Origin of the sequence: Acinetobacter chinensis (assembly GCF_002165375.2) — a bacterium.
Lineage (GTDB): Bacteria > Pseudomonadota > Gammaproteobacteria > Pseudomonadales > Moraxellaceae > Acinetobacter > Acinetobacter chinensis.
This window is the reverse complement of sequence record NZ_CP032134.1, coordinates 240,230-256,682: the sequence shown is the minus strand read 5'-3', so window position 1 is coordinate 256,682 and position 16,453 is coordinate 240,230. Positions and strand designations below refer to the sequence as shown.

Below are 16,453 nucleotides of genomic sequence, written 5' to 3'. Positions count from 1 at the left end.
TTTATTTACGGTTTACGAGCATCTCTGCAACATGATTAAGGTAAATATCTTCCTTGACATCCTGTTGCAGAGGATAGAGCTGATCAGGATAAATCCCTGTTCCTTCAATCATACGCCCACTCGGGGTGTAATAATGCGAAACCGTCATCTGTAAAGCAGCACCATTACTCAGTGGGAACAGCTTCTGTACCACTCCTTTGCCATAGCTTTTCTCACCAATCACCCAGGCACGTTTATGCTCTTTTAGAGCCGCAGTAAATACTTCTGCGGCAGATGCCGAACGGTTATTAATCAGAATACCGACTTTTAAATTCTGAAACTCAAATCCAGGTAATGCCTGAAACTGCTGATCACCTTCTGCGCGGCTTTTTGTAGAAACAATAATGCCCTGATTCAGAAATAAATCGGCTGTTTCCACTGCGGAAGACAACAGTCCACCCGGATTATTGCGCAGATCAAGCAATACGGCCTTTAACTTTGAACCACTGTGGGCTTCTATCAGGTTTTTAATTTCATTGGCAGTCTCCTGCTTGAAGACTTTAACCCGCAGCACAAGAACCTGATTATGCAGAAGTTGCGACTGGATATCTGTTTCCAGTTTTTTATTGCGGACCAGGCTGATAGGTATGCTGTTCTGAGCCAGCTGAATACTTAAGGTTGAGCCAATAGAACCTGTCAGCAGGTTATTGACCTGATCATGGTTGAGTTTTCTTAACTCATGGTCATCGACCTTGAAAACACTGACACCATTACGCAGTCCCTGTCTTGAAGAATCGGCATCTTTCTTCAGCCCCTGGATCACCCACTGGTGCAGGGAACTGTCATACGCCAGTTCAAAATCGACAGAGGCAATATCGCCTTCGGTATACTGGAGCAGCTGTTTATAATCTTCTGGGGACAGATATCTGGAATAGCGGTCCAGACCACCAACCAGACCTTTAATCGCCTGCTGAAACAGGGCATCGTCACTTTTTTCATTGACGTAATTTTCTTTGACAATGCCGTAAATCTGTACAAACTGCTGAATAGGCTCAACAGGGACTTCATCATAAGTCCGTGTCTCGCCCTCATCAAAATCTGAGCCTGCTGCTGATGGAGCAGCAAAAGCGGAATGGTTCAGAAACATCAATAATGCTGTTAAAAGAACAACTGATTTTCCGTACTGAACCATTCATTCACCTTTTTAATTGATTTAGTTTTTTAAAGTAATCAGATTACGACCTTTCATTTCTTCAGGTACAGGAATCTGCATCAGGCTGAGCAGTGTAGGTGCGACATCTGCCAGTACACCACCGTCAGCAATTGTTGCAGAGGTTGGACCAACATAGATAAACGGCACCAGTTCAGTCGTATGCTGAGTGTGTACCTGACCGCTGACATAATCCTGCATCTGCTCCACATTACCATGATCGGCTGTGATCAGCATATGTCCTTTTTTTGCCATCACTGCTTCATACAGGCGACCGAGACTGCTGTCCACTGTTTCAACAGCTTTCACTGCAGCATCAAAGACACCGGTATGCCCAACCATATCACCGTTGGCATAGTTCACCACCAGCAGATCAAACTCACCGGAATTGATGGCATTTACAAGGTTATCGGTAACTTCAGGCGCACTCATTTCCGGTTGCAGGTCGTAAGTCGCGACATTCGGAGATGGAATCAGGATACGTTTTTCACCAGGATATTCATCTTCACGACCACCACTGAAGAAGAATGTCACATGGGCATATTTTTCAGTTTCAGCAATACGTAACTGAGTTTTCCCCAGACCTGACAGATATTCACCGATTGAGTTTTTCAACCCTTCAGGCATATAAGCTACAGGCGCATCAATGGTTGCCTGATAACGGGTCAGCATCACAAATTTAGATAGCGCAGGTACAACTTTACGCTCAAAACCTGCAAAGTCTTTTTCTACAAAAGCTCTGGTGATTTCACGGGCACGGTCAGCGCGGAAGTTCATAAAGACAATGCTGTCACCGTCCGAAACTCTGGCAATGTCACCGATACGGGTTGCTTTCACAAATTCATCATTTTCACTGGCAGCATAAGCCTGTTCCAGACCTTCCACCGCAGTTGCTGCTGTACGGACAGCTTCACCTTCAGTCAGCAGACGATAAGCCTGCTCAACACGATCCCAGCGGTTATCACGGTCCATCGCAAAATAACGACCGATCATGGTAGCAATGCGCCCCTGACCCGGATACTGTGCAAAGAGTGCATCCAGTTTCTCAAGTGACGGCTGTGCGCTGCGTGGCGGTGTATCACGACCATCCAGGAACGCATGTAAATACACTGTTGAACCACGCTTCAATGCAAGCTCACACATCGCGACAATGTGGTCTTCATGCGAATGTACGCCACCCTGTGATAACAAACCCATGATATGCACTGCTCCACCTGCTGCTTTGGCTTTTTCCACAGCATCAACCAGAACTTCATGCTCAAAAAAATCGCCGGTACGGATGTCTTTGGTAATACGGGTAAAATCCTGATACAGCACACGACCTGCGCCCAGGTTCATGTGACCTACTTCAGAGTTCCCCATCTGCCCATCTGGCAGACCCACATCTTCACCCGAACCCGAAATCAGACTATGCGGATGCTTTTCCTGCATCATGGTCAGATTAGGCGTTTTTGCCGCTAAAAACGCATTATCCTCGACCGCTTCACGATGACCCACACCATCCATAATCACCAGAACGTGAGGGATTTTGCCAGCAGTTGCATCCGTCATTATTTTCACTCTTTACTGTTTACAAATTAGTCTTATATCTTACCGAATTTTCGGTCAAGACTCCATGTTCTGCTGATGGTTAAAGCCTTTCAGCAGGATAGATTTCGCCTGTTACTATCTGGCCCGATGCAGCAAATAACCACCACCAATGAACATCAGTACAATCGGTATAAACACAAACCACGCAGGCGACGGTGCATACACCAGACTTGCATACCCCAGGAAATCCTGAAGATAGAAAAAAGTCAGTCCGATAAACAGTGCGATCACCAGTCTGAATCCCATGGATTGCTGACGTAATGGTCCAAAAATAAATGAACAGGCAATCACCACCAGTGCAATCAGTGCAAAAGGACCGCCTACTTTTTTCCAAAAGGCTAACTGATAGGTTTTCGGCACCTGACTGTATTCATGCATATACTGCATAAAACTGACCAGCTGACTTGGCGACAGATCTTCTGGATCAAGGGTCACCATATGTACGTATTTCGGTTGCAGTGCGAGTGACAGTGGCATTTTTTCCATATGCTGAGCCACGGCATTGCCTTCTTTCAGAATATCCATCTGGCGGGTTTTCTGTAATTCCCAGCTGCCATCCTTAACAAAAGCACCTTGCTCAGCATTCAGCGTCCCTCTTAATCTGTAGTTATTATCAAAATCAATCACCTGGATATTATTCAGCTGCCCCTGGGCATTGGCATAATCAATATAGATAAAACGCTGACCTTCACGGGTCCAGTAACCACGGACTTCACCCAGTTCTGCAGTTGTGCGGTGTTTTTTTACACTTTTGGCAAGTTCACTGGTATGAGGAATCACCCATTCACTTAAAGCAAATGACAGCACCACCAGGATCAGTGCAGAACGGATGACCCAGCCCACAATACGCCACAGACTGACACCGGCAGAACGCATCACAATCAGCTCACTGTTGGATGCCATCGTCCCCAGCCCCAGCACTGCACCAATCAGTGCCGCAATAGGTAAAATCTCATACAGATAACCCGGTGCGCCCCACAGAACAAACTTCAGTGCCTCCCAGGCACCATAACCCTCTTTTAAAGAACCCAACTCACCCAGATAGGTAAATAAAATCTGTAATCCAGACAGAATCGCGGTAGCACCCAGCATCGCCAGTGCCGTGGTTGAGGTCACATGACGTGCAATAATTCGACGTGCAAGCATAGTTAAGACCCCACTCGTTTTAATGTTTTCTTAATTTTAGGTGCCAGTTTCTGCTTTCTGGAAAAGAGCGCAGCAACAATGCCATAAAACAGCAGAACTGCCGGATATGCCCAGATCCCGATTTCATCCTTACTGATCCTGATCTTAATCGCCATCAGCGCAACAATCAGGCTGGCAAAAATCAGCAGTGCAGGAATCAGTTTCAGATAACGCCCCTGACGTGGACTGACTTCAGATAAAGCAACCGCAAGCAGTAATGCAACAAGCATGGAAAACGGTACAAATATCCGCCACCCCAGTTCAGCTGCAACGACAGGATCATCACTGGTTTTAAACAGTGTACTAATCGGTAGAGCTTCCACTTCACCACTTTCAAATTTTGCTTTTTCGTCATTTTCCAGACGCAGTCTCCAGGTCTGAAATTCCATCTGGGTATATTTCAGCGTGTCTGGATCAATTTCATAGCGTCGCCCTTCCCGCAAATCCACCACACTGGCGGTATCACCAGTCATTTCAATACGGGTCGCTTCCCTGGCAAGAATCAGCTCATCAGGCTTGCCTTCATCCACAGCACGTCTGTAAAAGAAAATATCCTTCAGGTTTTTCTGGTCTTCAGACAGGCTGCCTGCATAAATGGTCAGTGGACCTGAAGAAATAAATTCTTTGGGTCTGACCAGATCAAAACCGGTACGAACCGCCTGATCTGTGATCAGCTTTTCATACTGACGCAGTCCCCAGGGTGAAATCCAGACCATCAGACAGGTCTGAACCGCCATGAAAACAACTGTCATGGGAACCAATAAACGCCCCAGTCGGTTACGGCTAATCCCACTGCTGTTCAGCACCGCCATTTCATGGTCAACATACAGCCGTCCGAACACCAGCATCAGACCAATAAAGAAACCTAATGGAAGAATCAGGGTCAGAAATTCCGGCAGTCGGTATCCGATAATATCCAGCAGAATTCCAGGATCAATACGCCCCATTGCAGCCCGTCCAAACTGCTTGATCAGCTGTCCACCCATCATGATCAGGATCAGTAAACCGATGACAACTAAGGAAGTCGATACAACCTGCCTGACCAGATAACGCCGAATAATCAAATTAATTCTTCCAGAAATAAGGGGAATAAAACTGGCATTAGTTTACCCGAATGTTGAAAATATAAAACCTATCGCTGCAATGCACATTGAAACCCTATTCATAGAAATGTTTCAATGGTTTAATGGTTTGCAAATTTTTAAAAGGCGCGGATAAAAACAGATGAAATTTACTATTAATACGTCATTCCAGGAGAATGCATCCACTCCGTATTTACTGATTCCTGTAGATGCTGATCAGGTTCAGGGTGTTTCTTCCTCATATAAAATCAATGATTTAAATTCTCTGATTGAAGCGACTCAGTTTAAAGCTGGCTTAAACGAAATTTTACCATTAATCGGAAAAATTAACGGCGCAGCAAATGCAGCACTTGTGGGTCTGGATAAAGTTACAGAACTTCAACCAGCAAGACTGGCGAAAATTGCACAGACCATCATCAAAGCAACACAAAAAAAATATGCTCAGATCAGTATTGACCTGAATGCACTGCCTGCTGAACATCACTATCTGTTTGTACTGAGTCTGACTCAGGCAGCTTATGCATTTGATGAATACAAATCCAAAAAAAATGAATTTGCACTGCAGCAGATCAATCTGATTGCAACAGCCACTCCTTTGACCGCTGAGCAACTGACCCTGATTCAGGCGATTCAGTCTGGACAGAACCAGGCACGTGACCTGGGCAACCGTCCTGGTAACATCTGCTTCCCTGAATACCTGGCAGACCAGGCTGTGCAGCTTGCAGAAGAATATCCAGATCTGATCACCGTCACTGTACTGGATGAGCAGCAGATGGCAGACCTGGGCATGAATGCCTTCCTTGCTGTCAGCAAGGGTTCTGACCGCCCTGGTCGTATCATCACACTGGAATATAAAGCAAATGCTGAACAGCCACCTGTTGTACTGGTCGGTAAAGGCGTGACTTTTGATACGGGCGGTATTTCACTGAAACCGGGCGCTGGCATGGATGAAATGAAATTTGATATGTGCGGTGCAGCTTCCATACTGGGCACCATGCGCGCACTTTGCGAAGCAAATCTGCCGATTCATGTGGTGGGTGCGATTGCCGCTGCTGAAAACATGCCATCAGGTCATGCAACGCGTCCAGGTGACATTGTCAGCACCATGAGCGGACAGACGGTGGAAATTTTAAATACTGATGCTGAAGGCCGTCTGGTTCTGTGTGACACACTGACTTACATCAAACGCTTCAACCCTGCCCTGGTGATTGATATTGCGACATTGACCGGTGCATGTGTGGTGGCTCTGGGTTCTGTCGTGTCAGGACTGTTTACACCGGATGATGAACTTGCAGCTGAACTGACTCAGGCTGGACAGAAGTCTTTTGACCGCGTATGGCGCATGCCGGTTCTGGAAGACTACCAGGAACAGCTGGACTCACCTTTTGCAGACATTGCCAATATTGGTGGACCAAAAGCCGGTGCTGTTACAGCCGCCTGTTTCCTGCAGCGCTTTACCCGTGAATACCGCTGGGCACACCTTGATATTGCAGGGACTGCCTGGAATTCCGGCAGCAACAAAGGTGCAACTGGTCGTCCCGTTCCACTGTTAATGCAGTTCCTGTCTGACCGTGTTCAGTCCAATGGCTAAAGTCAGCTTTTATCTGTTTGAAAAAAGCAATGAACGGCAAGTGGAAAGCACTTGCCGTTTATGTCGGAAAATTCTGCGGAAATCTCAGCGGATCTGGTTACACTGCCCCACACAGGAACTCCAGCAGCAGTTGGATGATCTGCTGTGGAGTTTTGATACTGAAAGTTTTATTCCGCACGGGATTGATCAGCCACATGCCAGGGTCTGTATTTCTGCATCATTGCCTGAAGAAACCGACTGGATTGTGTTTAATTTTAACAATCAGGCACTTGAACAGTACGCCCGTTTTAGTCACATTATCGAGATTATTGAAAATAATGAACCGGCTAAACAGGCAGGTCGTGAAAAGTTCAAACAATACAGACGTTCTGGTATAGAGCCGAAAACCTTTAAACTTTAAATATCAGATCAGAATACAACAGACTGAATAAGGAGAAATGCGGTGGCATTAAATGTCGGTCAGGATTTTAAACAGCGCTGGCTCGATGCGCCTGAAGCTGTACGTCAGGCATTTATTGATGACCTTCACCGCATCTGTGATGTTCTGCATCCAGAATCTGATATACAGAAATGGGTCGCATACGATCAACAGCAACAGCACCGTTCTGAGCAGAAAATAGAGCAGGCATACGCTGAACGCAAAGCTCAGCTGATTGAAGAAGCCCGCATACGCCGTCAGCAGGAACTGGAACGTTCACTTCAGGAAAAGCGTGATGAGCAAGCGGCTTATGCCAGACAGCTCCAGCAGGATGAGCAGCGCCAGTTCAATGAACAGGCACAGACACTGGCACTGATCAGACGCTCACTCGATAATGAAATTCAGACCTATACAGCACGCTATCACAAGAACCCAGCCAATGGCACGGTCAGTTTTGATAAAACCCGCCTGGCAATATCAGACCATGAAATCCTCTCTGAACTGGAAAGCGTTAAACTACGGCTTGAACTGGAAGCAGAAAGCCTGATTGAACAGGCTGTTACTGTCTTCCGTGCCCGACTGCACAGTGCTGCTCAGGAAGAAATTGCTTTTATTCTGAAAAACTCCAGTCTCTCAGAAGATAAAAAGCAAAGCTGATCTCTTTTTTTTATAAAGCAGAATGAATCCGTGTCATCAAAATGAAATACAAATGTCACATGATGTTCATGCCCATACTTTGAGTCTGTAAAAAACAGGACGGGTATCAGGGCTTTCTCTGACTGAATAAGGAAGAAATCATGGATATTCTGAACAGACTTTCAACACAGATTTCCGCATTAGCAACAGGTGAACAATGGATTGTCAGCGCTCAGGATCTGATGATCAGTCGTACTGACTTTCAATCACTTTCTGTTTATCTCTCACGTGAATCTCAGAGTGGCAGCTTTTCTGTTTCATCAACTGAGCAACGCGCCAACCCAACACTGACCGTCATCAAACACTGATATCCTCCCGATATTAAAAAAGCCCACTGTAATCAGTGGGCTTTTTTAACTGCTCCAGGTTAAAGCAGCTCAATCAGGCTACCAAGCACATTTCCAAGCCCATAACCGACGGTCAGTAAACCACCGATCCAGACCACAGCACCCATCAGGTTATAAAACATAAATGTTGCAACATGCATGTGGGCAGCACCTGCGGCAAACGGTGCAAATGAACGGACAAAAGGAACAAACCGGGCAACCATAATGGTTTTTCCGCCATGCTTAGTGAAGTAGTGATTGGTCTTCACCATGTATTCTGGCTTAAAAAAACGGTTATAGCGGTTGAAAAACTTCAACCCCAGTATCTGCCCCGTATAATAATTGACAATATAACCAAGTACCGCAGCCGACAGCAGCAGAATACCCATATAGTGCAGATGGACCACGTCTGTCGTTGAACACATCGCACCAATGGCGAGTAACAGACTGTCGCCCGGTAAAAAAAACATAAATACCGAGCCTGTTTCAGCAAAAATGATCAGAAACAGAATTGCATAAATCCAGATACCGTACTGATCCAGTAAAACAGGTAACCACTGATCCATATGCAGCATAAAATCAAGCATAATCAAAAATCCGATTGAAGCATTTCATCTGCATAAAATTAAAAACAGCCCCATAAAAACAAAAAACAGCCTGATTTTCAATCAGACTGTTCATTATTTTAATAATTTTTACTTCAGGAAGCCATTTTCAGCCAAGAAATCCATACTGATTTTTGAAGCTTGTGTCACTTCAGCGGCTTTATCTCCCATCAACAGACGTTCGATATAGCGTGCCAGCACATCCACTTCCAGGTTGACTTTTGTTCCTGCTTTCCAGCTGCCGATATTGGTTCGTTCAGCGGTGTGCGGTATCAGATTCAGACTGATCACACTGCCACGCAGATGGTTGATCGTCAGGCTGATGCCATCCACAGTCACCGAACCTTTCTCTGCCAGGTAACGTGCAATCTCAGCAGGTGCAGTCACTTCAAAATACAGTGAACGTGCATCTGAACGTACAACGGTAATTTCACCAACAGCATCAACATGGCCACTGACAATGTGTCCACCGAAACGTGTAGTCGGCAACATTGCCTTTTCCACATTAACCGCCTGTCCAGCTTTCCAGCTGCCCAGTGTGGAACGGTTCAGACTTTCCCTGGAGACATCTGCCGCATACCAGTTGCTGCCCCAGTCAATGACGGTCAGACAGATGCCGTTGGTCGCTATTGAGTCGCCCAGGTGTACATCGGACATATCCAGATCGGTCTGTATACGCAGGCGGATATCACCACCGACATTCTGCAGGCTTTCCACTTTACCCAGACTTTCAACAATACCTGTAAACATAAACTGCCCTCTGCCCTCTGCCCTTTCCATTTCACAGAAAGGAAATTTCTGAATTTATCCGTTTCACTCTGATCAAGCCATACGCTCAGTACAGCCGGTTTTACCAGAGTGCCAGCTGTGTGCTGACGCCACTGGTGTCCACACCACCCAATTCAGCAAAATGATAAAGCTGACCCAGCAACTGTCTTAATGGCGGTCCAGATTTCGCATGCGTATCTGTAATCACAATAAACTCAAGCACTCGTGCCCGTTCAGACTGACGCTGCTTACTGACTCTGTATCGTGGCACATCCTGAGTCAGCAGAGTCACACGACCACGCTCGAGGTTTGCTTTCAGCAGATCAGCTGCTTCAATATTACCATCAGTGGAATAACTGGTCAGAATAAAACGTGCATTAATGGTTGAAAGCAGTTTTTCATACGCTTCCTGTGCAAATCTGGACGAATTATAAGGGCTCGGACGCTCTTTTCGCCATGCGCGGTCAATACCACTTTTAAAACCTTTGGTATCCGGTGTTGGCAGATCGACCTGATCCCACAGTGTCAGAGAGTTCAGCACATGATAATTACTGCTGTATGCATGCTGATTATAAGGTGGATCAAGATAAGCCACATCCACTTCAAAACCACTCATCTGACTGGCCAGATGCTGTGCATCCACACACCACATTTCAGCCATTGGATTTTTCTGCTGGTTTTCACCCACTTCACAGAAACGGCTTGGGGTCAGCCACAGCAGTGATTCAATCCGTTCAAGTGCAGTCTGTGTTTTCCCCCCCCACCCGTGATGGAAACTTTTAAATACACCACTGGTGTTACTGACAAAACTTGCCGAATAAAGTAATGGCGCAAGTAATGCACTCATTTCAACGTCATCAATCGCACCCTGCGCCTGCCAGGTGGCGATCTGCTGACGGATCGCATCGATACGCATCCCGTTACGGCGTTTGAAAAACAGACGGTCTTTTGCAGGGTCATAGATTTCATCATTCCGTGGACACAGGTTATGTGTCACCCACCCTTTTACTTCAGGCAGACGGTTCAGATAATCAATGGCTTTCTGATAGCCACCCAGTTCATTGAACGCAGGTGCTTCTGTACCTGCCAGAATAGCATGGTTCAATGCATGGCTATAGGGTTCCCAGTCATTAGCAATTACACGATAGCCATTCTGACGGGCAAGCCGTGACACCACACCACTGCCCGCAAAGAAATCGGCAAAGATCGGGGCACGTTTCTTCCCTGTATGCAGGGTGCCTGTGATTTCAAGTGCTTCAAGAATCAGGTGCAGTAAACGACGCTTGTTGCCCAGATAAGGAACCAGCTGATGGAAAAGATATTCATCTGTCGTACGAGCGGCATGACGACGTTTGTGATAAACCGAAGAGGTTGACTCTGAATTCATACTGACTCTTGAAAAGGTATTAGTTTTAAGCGCACGTCATCACCCAGCTGTGTGACCTGTACCAGCTTAAACCTGAGCTGCTCTGCCATGCGGCTGAAATCCGCATTGAACATTGCACGTGCTGACTGACCTAAAAAGGTCGGTGCGACATAGCTGATCATTTCATCAACCTGTTTCTGCTGCAGAAAAGCCGTGGATAATGTTGCACCTGCTTCCACCAGCACATCATAGATCTGATACTCACGAACCAGCAGCGACAGCAGACTTTCAAGTGACTGAATTTCCAGCTGGATGACACCCGCATCTTCCAGGTCCTGACGATAAGGACCCATCACCATCAATGTTTCAGGATGTTCCATCAGTTTTGCATTGAATGGCAAACGTCCTTTACGATCCAGTACAATCCGCACAGGCTGCACAATCGAAGATATATCTTCCACGGCATCCAGCGCACGTACATTTAACTGACAGTCATCAGCAAGAACGGTTTCAATGCCTGTGATCACAGCGCCAGAAATTGCCCGCCAGTGCTGAACATCACTGCGCGCCTGCGCTCCAGTGATCCACTTTGACTCTCCTGAAGCCATCGCTGTTCGACCATCCAGGCTTGAAGCAACTTTGAGCCGGACATACGGTCGTCCTGTCGCCATCGCTTTTAAAAAACCTTTGTTCTGCTCCGCTGCCTGTTCTTCACAGACACCTGTTAGAACCTCTATACCCGCGTCACGCAAAATCTGTACGCCTTTACCTGCCACCAGTGGATTTGGATCTGAACAGGCAATCACAACTTTTGCCAGGCCAGCATTGACCAGTGCTTTTGCGCAAGGTGGCGTGCGCCCAAAATGCGCACATGGCTCCAGTGTGACATAAGCCGTTGCACCACGTGCCAGTTCTCCGGCTTCACGCAGCGCAAAAACTTCAGCATGTGAACCACCGACCGGTGCAGTTGCACCACGCCCGACAATCACATGATCACGGACAATCACACAGCCCACAGCAGGATTAGGACGGGTTCGATAAATCGCTTTGCCTGCCTCAGCCACAGCCTGAAGCATCCACAACTGATCCTGACTCAGCTCAGACATAATAATCCTGATCAAAAATATAAGAAGATGGGAGCTGTTTCTTTAAAATCACGCTGACAATTAATCCTGTACACCACGGTGGTGCTGCATCTGTTCAATCTGCCTGCGGAAGGCTTCAACATCCTGAAAATCCTGATAAACCGATGCAAAACGTACATAAGCAACATGATCCAGGGCAAACAGTGACTGCATGACAATCTCACCAATGGTACGTGAACGGACATCACGCTCTCCAAGACGGCGGATCTGTAACTGAATATCGCTCAGCACCGTTTCAATCTGCTCCTGAGTCACAGGTCTTTTCTGCAAGGCATGCATCAGTGAACGGCGTAACTTTGCCTCATCAAACGGTTCATTTTTACCATCTGACTTGGTCACACGGGGCATGACCACTTCATAGCTTTCAAAGGTGGTAAATCGTTCACCACAGCTCGTACATTCACGGCGTCGACGGATCTGGCAGCCTTCAGCCGCCAGACGGGAGTCAATCACTTTACTGTCTGCTGCGTTGCAAAATGGACAATGCATAGCGGTTTAATTGAACAAATTGTACTGAACTCAGAGTGTAGCAAAAATAATGTATTTTGTAGAGACTTTCGCTGGATATGGAAAAAAAACAGCCCCGAAGGACTGTTTTACACAATATATTGATAATACTTTTCAGCTTTTATTCTACACGTTCACCATGCTGACTTAAGTCCAGACCCATACGCTCATCATCAGGTGTCACACGGATACCAATAATCAGATCAATCACTTTCAGAATAATAAATGTCAGGACTGCTGAGTAGGCAATCGTTGCAAGAACACCTTCAACCTGTACCCATAACTGATGTGCAACACTGACCGGTGCTTTATCGCCCATAATAAATTCGCTGGCAAAGAACGCTGTCAGGATTGCCCCAACAATACCGCCTACGCCATGCAGACCAAATGCATCCAGTGAATCGTCGGCTTTGAGTATGCGTTTCAGTGCAGAAATACCCCAGAAACAGACCACACCACCAATCAGACCCATTGCCAGTGCACCACCGACAGTGACAAAACCGGCTGCTGGCGTAATCACCACCAGACCTGCAACAGCACCAGAAGCTGCGCCCAGCACAGAAGCTTTACCACGAATCACTTTTTCAGTGATCAACCATGAAATTGCAGCAGCGGAAGCAGCGACCTGAGTCACAATCATGGCATAGGCAGCAGAACCATTTGCACCCAGTGCAGAACCACCGTTAAATCCAAACCAGCCAACCCAGACCAGACTTGCACCCAGTACAGTCAGTGTCAGGTTATGAGGTGCCATGGATTCACGTCCAAGTCCAATACGTTTGCCCAGCATATAAGCTGCGACCAGACCTGCCACACCCGAGTTGATGTGAACCACGGTACCACCAGCAAAGTCCAGTGCGCCATCGCTGCCTAACCAGCCTCCACCCCATACCCAGTGCGTGATCGGGGCATAGACAACTACAACCCAGACTGCAATAAAGGCAACAAAGGCACTGAACTTCATACGTTCGGCAATTGAACCACTGATAATCGCAACCGTGATAATGGCAAACGTCATCTGGAATACAACAAAGAGAATTTCAGGAATAGTGCCTGTCAGTGCGTCAGTCGTAATACCAGACAGCATGACTTTGTCCAGGCTGCCGATAAAGGCATTTCCCTGACCGAAGGCAAGAGAATAGCCAATCACGATCCAGGCAATACTTACCACTGCTGCGGCAACAAAACTGTGTGACATGGTACTGAGAACGTTTTTCTTACGAACCATACCACCATAGAACAATGCCAGACCCGGGATGGTCATCAGCAGTACAAGTGCTGTGGAAATCAGAATCCAGGCTGTATCACCTGTATCAAGAGTGGGTGCTTCTTCTGCGGGTGCCTGTTCAGCAGCAGCCGGAACAGCAACTGGCTGTACGTCAGTTACAGTTGTTTCAACGACCACTGCATCAGCAGTAGAAGCCGGTGTCGTAACCGCTTCTTCAGCCCATGCAACAGAACCACCTAATAATGCGCCGGACAGACTCAGCGCGAAAAGCATTTTTTTCATTCGTATCCCCCAACCTGTTTTTCTGAGTTATTAGATACTCAGCAAACTTCGTGCCAGTTAAACGGCATCTGCACCTGTTTCACCAGTACGGATACGGATGACCTGCTCCAGATTAGTGACAAAGATTTTGCCATCACCAATTTTGCCTGTGCTTGCAACACGGGTAATTGATTCGATAACTGAATCCACCATTTCATCGCTGATCGCGATTTCAATTTTTACTTTAGGAAGAAAATCAACAACATATTCAGCGCCACGATAAAGTTCTGTATGACCTTTCTGACGACCAAATCCTTTGACTTCTGTTACGGTGATCCCTTGAACACCAATCTCAGACAATGCTTCACGAACATCATCCAGTTTAAAGGGTTTTACAATTGCAGTTACGAGCTTCATGTGTGTTTTCCTTCGGCTTCTTTCACCAGTAAGGTTTTATGTTCAAATTTCATGCCAGAAATATCTGAGGTCGGGGGAAAACAGATTTCCTGTACATGAGTTTTCTTTATAACCTATTTTATCCGTTTTAAAGCAGATTAATCATTAATATTAGACATTTTTACTGGATTCCTTAACACTGTTATAAACACGAAACCATATTTAAACTGAAACACTGTCCGAGCGGCTCTGAGCGGTGATACACTGCGCAAACTTATTTCAATTCAAGGCTTAAAAAATGATTGAAACCTTATTACAGGCGATTCTTGAACAGGTGGATCAGCCAAAGAAAGATCTGGAACATAATGTACGTGCTTTACTGAATGAAGCCGTCAGCAAAATGGATCTGGTATCCCGTGAAGAAATCGAACGTCAGCGCACTGCTCTGAATGTAGCGACCCAACGACTTCAGGAACTGGCTCAACTGGTTGAAACGCTCGAAAGTAAAATTCAGAACAATAAATAAGCACCAGAAAGGTGCATAAAAAGACGCATAATGATTAAAAAATGCGCACAAAAATGGAACAATAATAATGTCATTCGCAAAAATTCATACCCGGGGATTGCTGGGGCTGCATGCCCCGCTTATTGAAGTTGAAGTTCATCTCAGTCAGGGTCTGCCCTCTCTGACCATTGTAGGGCTGGCTGAGGCAGCGGTCAGAGAAAGTAAAGACCGTGTGCGCTCTGCCATCATCAACAGTGGTTTTCAGTTTCCGGCAAAACGCCTGACCATCAACCTGGCACCGGCGGATTTGCCCAAAGATGGTTCCAGACTTGATCTGCCCATCGCACTGGGCATTCTGATTGCTTCAGGGCAACTGCCTGAAAATGTAACAGATGGTTTTGAGTTCATTGGAGAACTGGCACTGGATGGTCATTTACGTCCTGTCTCGGGTACTTTAACCATTGCCATGGCATGCCTTCAGGCAGAACATCATTTAATGCTTTCTTCTGAAAATGCACCAGAAGCTGCCCAGTTGCCTGCCTTGCAGGTCTATGCGGCTGCACATTTACGTCAGGTCTGTGAGCATTTCCTTGAAATGCACAAAATCAGCGCCACAGCATCTCCAGAGATAAGGGCAGAGCCTTCCTGTAAATTTGATATGGCTGATATTAAAGGTCAGTTGCGTCCCCGACGGGCACTGGAAATTGCAGCAGCAGGCGGACATTCCATTTTATTTAAAGGACCTCCCGGTACAGGGAAAACATTACTCGCGTCCAGACTCTCAGGCATCCTGCCTCCACTGACAGCACAGGAAAATCTGGAAGTGGCAAGTATCTACTCCATTGCCAGTACGCCACACACTTTCGGGCAACGTCCATTCAGAGCACCACACCATACAGCATCTGCCATTGCACTGGTTGGAGGCGGATCACATCCAAAACCTGGAGAAATTACCCTTGCACATTTAGGTGTGTTATTTCTGGATGAATTACCTGAATTTGACCGCAAAGTGCTGGAAGTACTGCGTCAACCACTGGAATCCAGGGAAATTGTTATTTCAAGAGCATCCCGCCAGATCACCTTTCCTGCAAACTTTCAGCTGATTGCAGCCATGAACCCCTGCCCATGTGGTTATGCCTTTAATCAGGATGTGCGCTGTCAGTGCTCGGCTGAATCCATCAAACGCTATCAGAACCGAATTTCAGGTCCTTTACTTGACCGCATAGATCTGCATATTGATGTACCTCCCTTAAAAGCCCACGAACTCCAGGACAATAAACCGGTCGAAAACTCAGAAACCGTGCGCAACCGAATTACTCAGGCTTATGAACTGCAGATGCAAAGACAAGGTTTTCTGAATCAGAACCTGTCACCACAGCTACTGGAAAAACATGCTCAACTGGATGAGTCTTCAGCCAGAATGTTGGAAATGGCACAACAGAGACTGAATTTATCGGCACGAGCATATCATCGGATTTTACGGGTCGCCCGCACCATTTCAGATCTTGCAGGTTCAGAACAGATACAGAGTTCACACCTTTCTGAAGCACTGTCCTACAGAGGTCAGCAATCCTGATCAGGCAGGCTTAAAGCAT

17 protein-coding genes are annotated in these 16,453 nt (G+C 46.6%); 6 read left to right on the top strand and 11 right to left on the bottom strand.

Annotation, left to right across the window (positions count from 1 at the left end):
• Position 1 precedes the first annotated feature (1 nt).
• The 4 genes from CDG60_RS02005 to lptF all read right to left on the bottom strand — a co-directional run bounded on the left by CDG60_RS02005 (position 2) and on the right by lptF (position 5,028).
• On the bottom strand, positions 2 to 1,171 hold the full coding sequence (locus CDG60_RS02005; RefSeq protein WP_087513572.1) for a S41 family peptidase: 1,170 nt from the start codon (positions 1,169 to 1,171) through the stop codon (positions 2 to 4).
• 21 nt (positions 1,172 to 1,192) lie between these two features.
• Positions 1,193 to 2,740: a 2,3-bisphosphoglycerate-independent phosphoglycerate mutase gene (gene gpmI, locus CDG60_RS02000; RefSeq protein WP_087513571.1), complete on the bottom strand. Its 1,548-nt coding sequence runs from the start codon at positions 2,738 to 2,740 to the stop codon at positions 1,193 to 1,195.
• 114 nt (positions 2,741 to 2,854) lie between these two features.
• A complete protein-coding gene (gene lptG / locus CDG60_RS01995) occupies positions 2,855 to 3,925 on the bottom strand; it encodes an LPS export ABC transporter permease LptG (protein WP_087513570.1) in 1,071 nt (356 codons plus the stop codon).
• A gap of 2 nt (positions 3,926 to 3,927) precedes the next feature.
• Positions 3,928 to 5,028, bottom strand: a complete 1,101-nt coding sequence (lptF, locus tag CDG60_RS01990) for an LPS export ABC transporter permease LptF (protein ID WP_087513569.1) — start codon at positions 5,026 to 5,028, stop codon at positions 3,928 to 3,930.
• Positions 5,029 to 5,188: 160 nt separating this feature from the next.
• On the opposite strand from lptF, the gene CDG60_RS01985 reads away from it, so the two are divergent.
• The 4 genes from CDG60_RS01985 to CDG60_RS01970 all read left to right on the top strand — a co-directional run bounded on the left by CDG60_RS01985 (position 5,189) and on the right by CDG60_RS01970 (position 8,059).
• Complete coding sequence (locus CDG60_RS01985) at positions 5,189 to 6,637, top strand: leucyl aminopeptidase (protein WP_087513568.1); 1,449 nt, start codon at positions 5,189 to 5,191, stop codon at positions 6,635 to 6,637.
• On the top strand, positions 6,630 to 7,037 hold the full coding sequence (locus CDG60_RS01980; protein ID WP_087513567.1) for a DNA polymerase III subunit chi: 408 nt from the start codon (positions 6,630 to 6,632) through the stop codon (positions 7,035 to 7,037). Before CDG60_RS01985 ends, CDG60_RS01980 begins: the two co-directional genes overlap by 8 nt.
• Before the next feature lie 42 nt (positions 7,038 to 7,079).
• Entirely contained in the window at positions 7,080 to 7,712 is a 633-nt protein-coding gene (gene blhA, locus CDG60_RS01975; RefSeq protein ID WP_087513566.1) for a cell division protein BlhA, read from the top strand.
• A 140-nt stretch (positions 7,713 to 7,852) separates the two neighbouring features.
• A complete protein-coding gene (locus CDG60_RS01970; RefSeq protein ID WP_087513565.1) occupies positions 7,853 to 8,059 on the top strand; it encodes a hypothetical protein in 207 nt (68 codons plus the stop codon).
• 59 nt (positions 8,060 to 8,118) lie between these two features.
• On the opposite strand, the gene CDG60_RS01965 is transcribed toward CDG60_RS01970, so the two are convergent.
• From CDG60_RS01965 to glnK, 7 genes are all read right to left on the bottom strand, one after another.
• A complete protein-coding gene (locus CDG60_RS01965) occupies positions 8,119 to 8,664 on the bottom strand; it encodes a VTT domain-containing protein (RefSeq protein ID WP_087513564.1) in 546 nt (181 codons plus the stop codon).
• Positions 8,665 to 8,772: 108 nt separating this feature from the next.
• On the bottom strand, positions 8,773 to 9,432 hold the full coding sequence (locus CDG60_RS01960; RefSeq protein ID WP_087513611.1) for a riboflavin synthase: 660 nt from the start codon (positions 9,430 to 9,432) through the stop codon (positions 8,773 to 8,775).
• Positions 9,433 to 9,532: 100 nt separating this feature from the next.
• Positions 9,533 to 10,837: a DNA adenine methylase gene (locus CDG60_RS01955; protein ID WP_087513563.1), complete on the bottom strand. Its 1,305-nt coding sequence runs from the start codon at positions 10,835 to 10,837 to the stop codon at positions 9,533 to 9,535.
• On the bottom strand, positions 10,834 to 11,922 hold the full coding sequence (ribD, locus tag CDG60_RS01950) for a bifunctional diaminohydroxyphosphoribosylaminopyrimidine deaminase/5-amino-6-(5-phosphoribosylamino)uracil reductase RibD (protein ID WP_087513562.1): 1,089 nt from the start codon (positions 11,920 to 11,922) through the stop codon (positions 10,834 to 10,836). The genes CDG60_RS01955 and ribD overlap by 4 nt, the downstream gene beginning before the upstream one ends.
• Positions 11,923 to 11,982: 60 nt before the next feature.
• Complete coding sequence (gene nrdR, locus CDG60_RS01945) at positions 11,983 to 12,450, bottom strand: transcriptional regulator NrdR (RefSeq protein WP_087513561.1); 468 nt, start codon at positions 12,448 to 12,450, stop codon at positions 11,983 to 11,985.
• 139 nt (positions 12,451 to 12,589) lie between these two features.
• Positions 12,590 to 13,978, bottom strand: coding sequence for an ammonium transporter (locus tag CDG60_RS01940; protein WP_087513560.1), 1,389 nt, complete (start codon positions 13,976 to 13,978; stop codon positions 12,590 to 12,592).
• A gap of 57 nt (positions 13,979 to 14,035) precedes the next feature.
• Positions 14,036 to 14,374: a P-II family nitrogen regulator gene (gene glnK, locus CDG60_RS01935; RefSeq protein WP_004650081.1), complete on the bottom strand. Its 339-nt coding sequence runs from the start codon at positions 14,372 to 14,374 to the stop codon at positions 14,036 to 14,038.
• 277 nt (positions 14,375 to 14,651) lie between these two features.
• On the opposite strand from glnK, the gene CDG60_RS01930 reads away from it, so the two are divergent.
• A complete protein-coding gene (locus CDG60_RS01930; RefSeq protein ID WP_087513559.1) occupies positions 14,652 to 14,879 on the top strand; it encodes an accessory factor UbiK family protein in 228 nt (75 codons plus the stop codon).
• Positions 14,880 to 14,946: 67 nt separating this feature from the next.
• A complete protein-coding gene (locus tag CDG60_RS01925; RefSeq protein ID WP_087513558.1) occupies positions 14,947 to 16,434 on the top strand; it encodes a YifB family Mg chelatase-like AAA ATPase in 1,488 nt (495 codons plus the stop codon).
• The last annotated feature ends 19 nt before the right edge of the window (positions 16,435 to 16,453 follow it).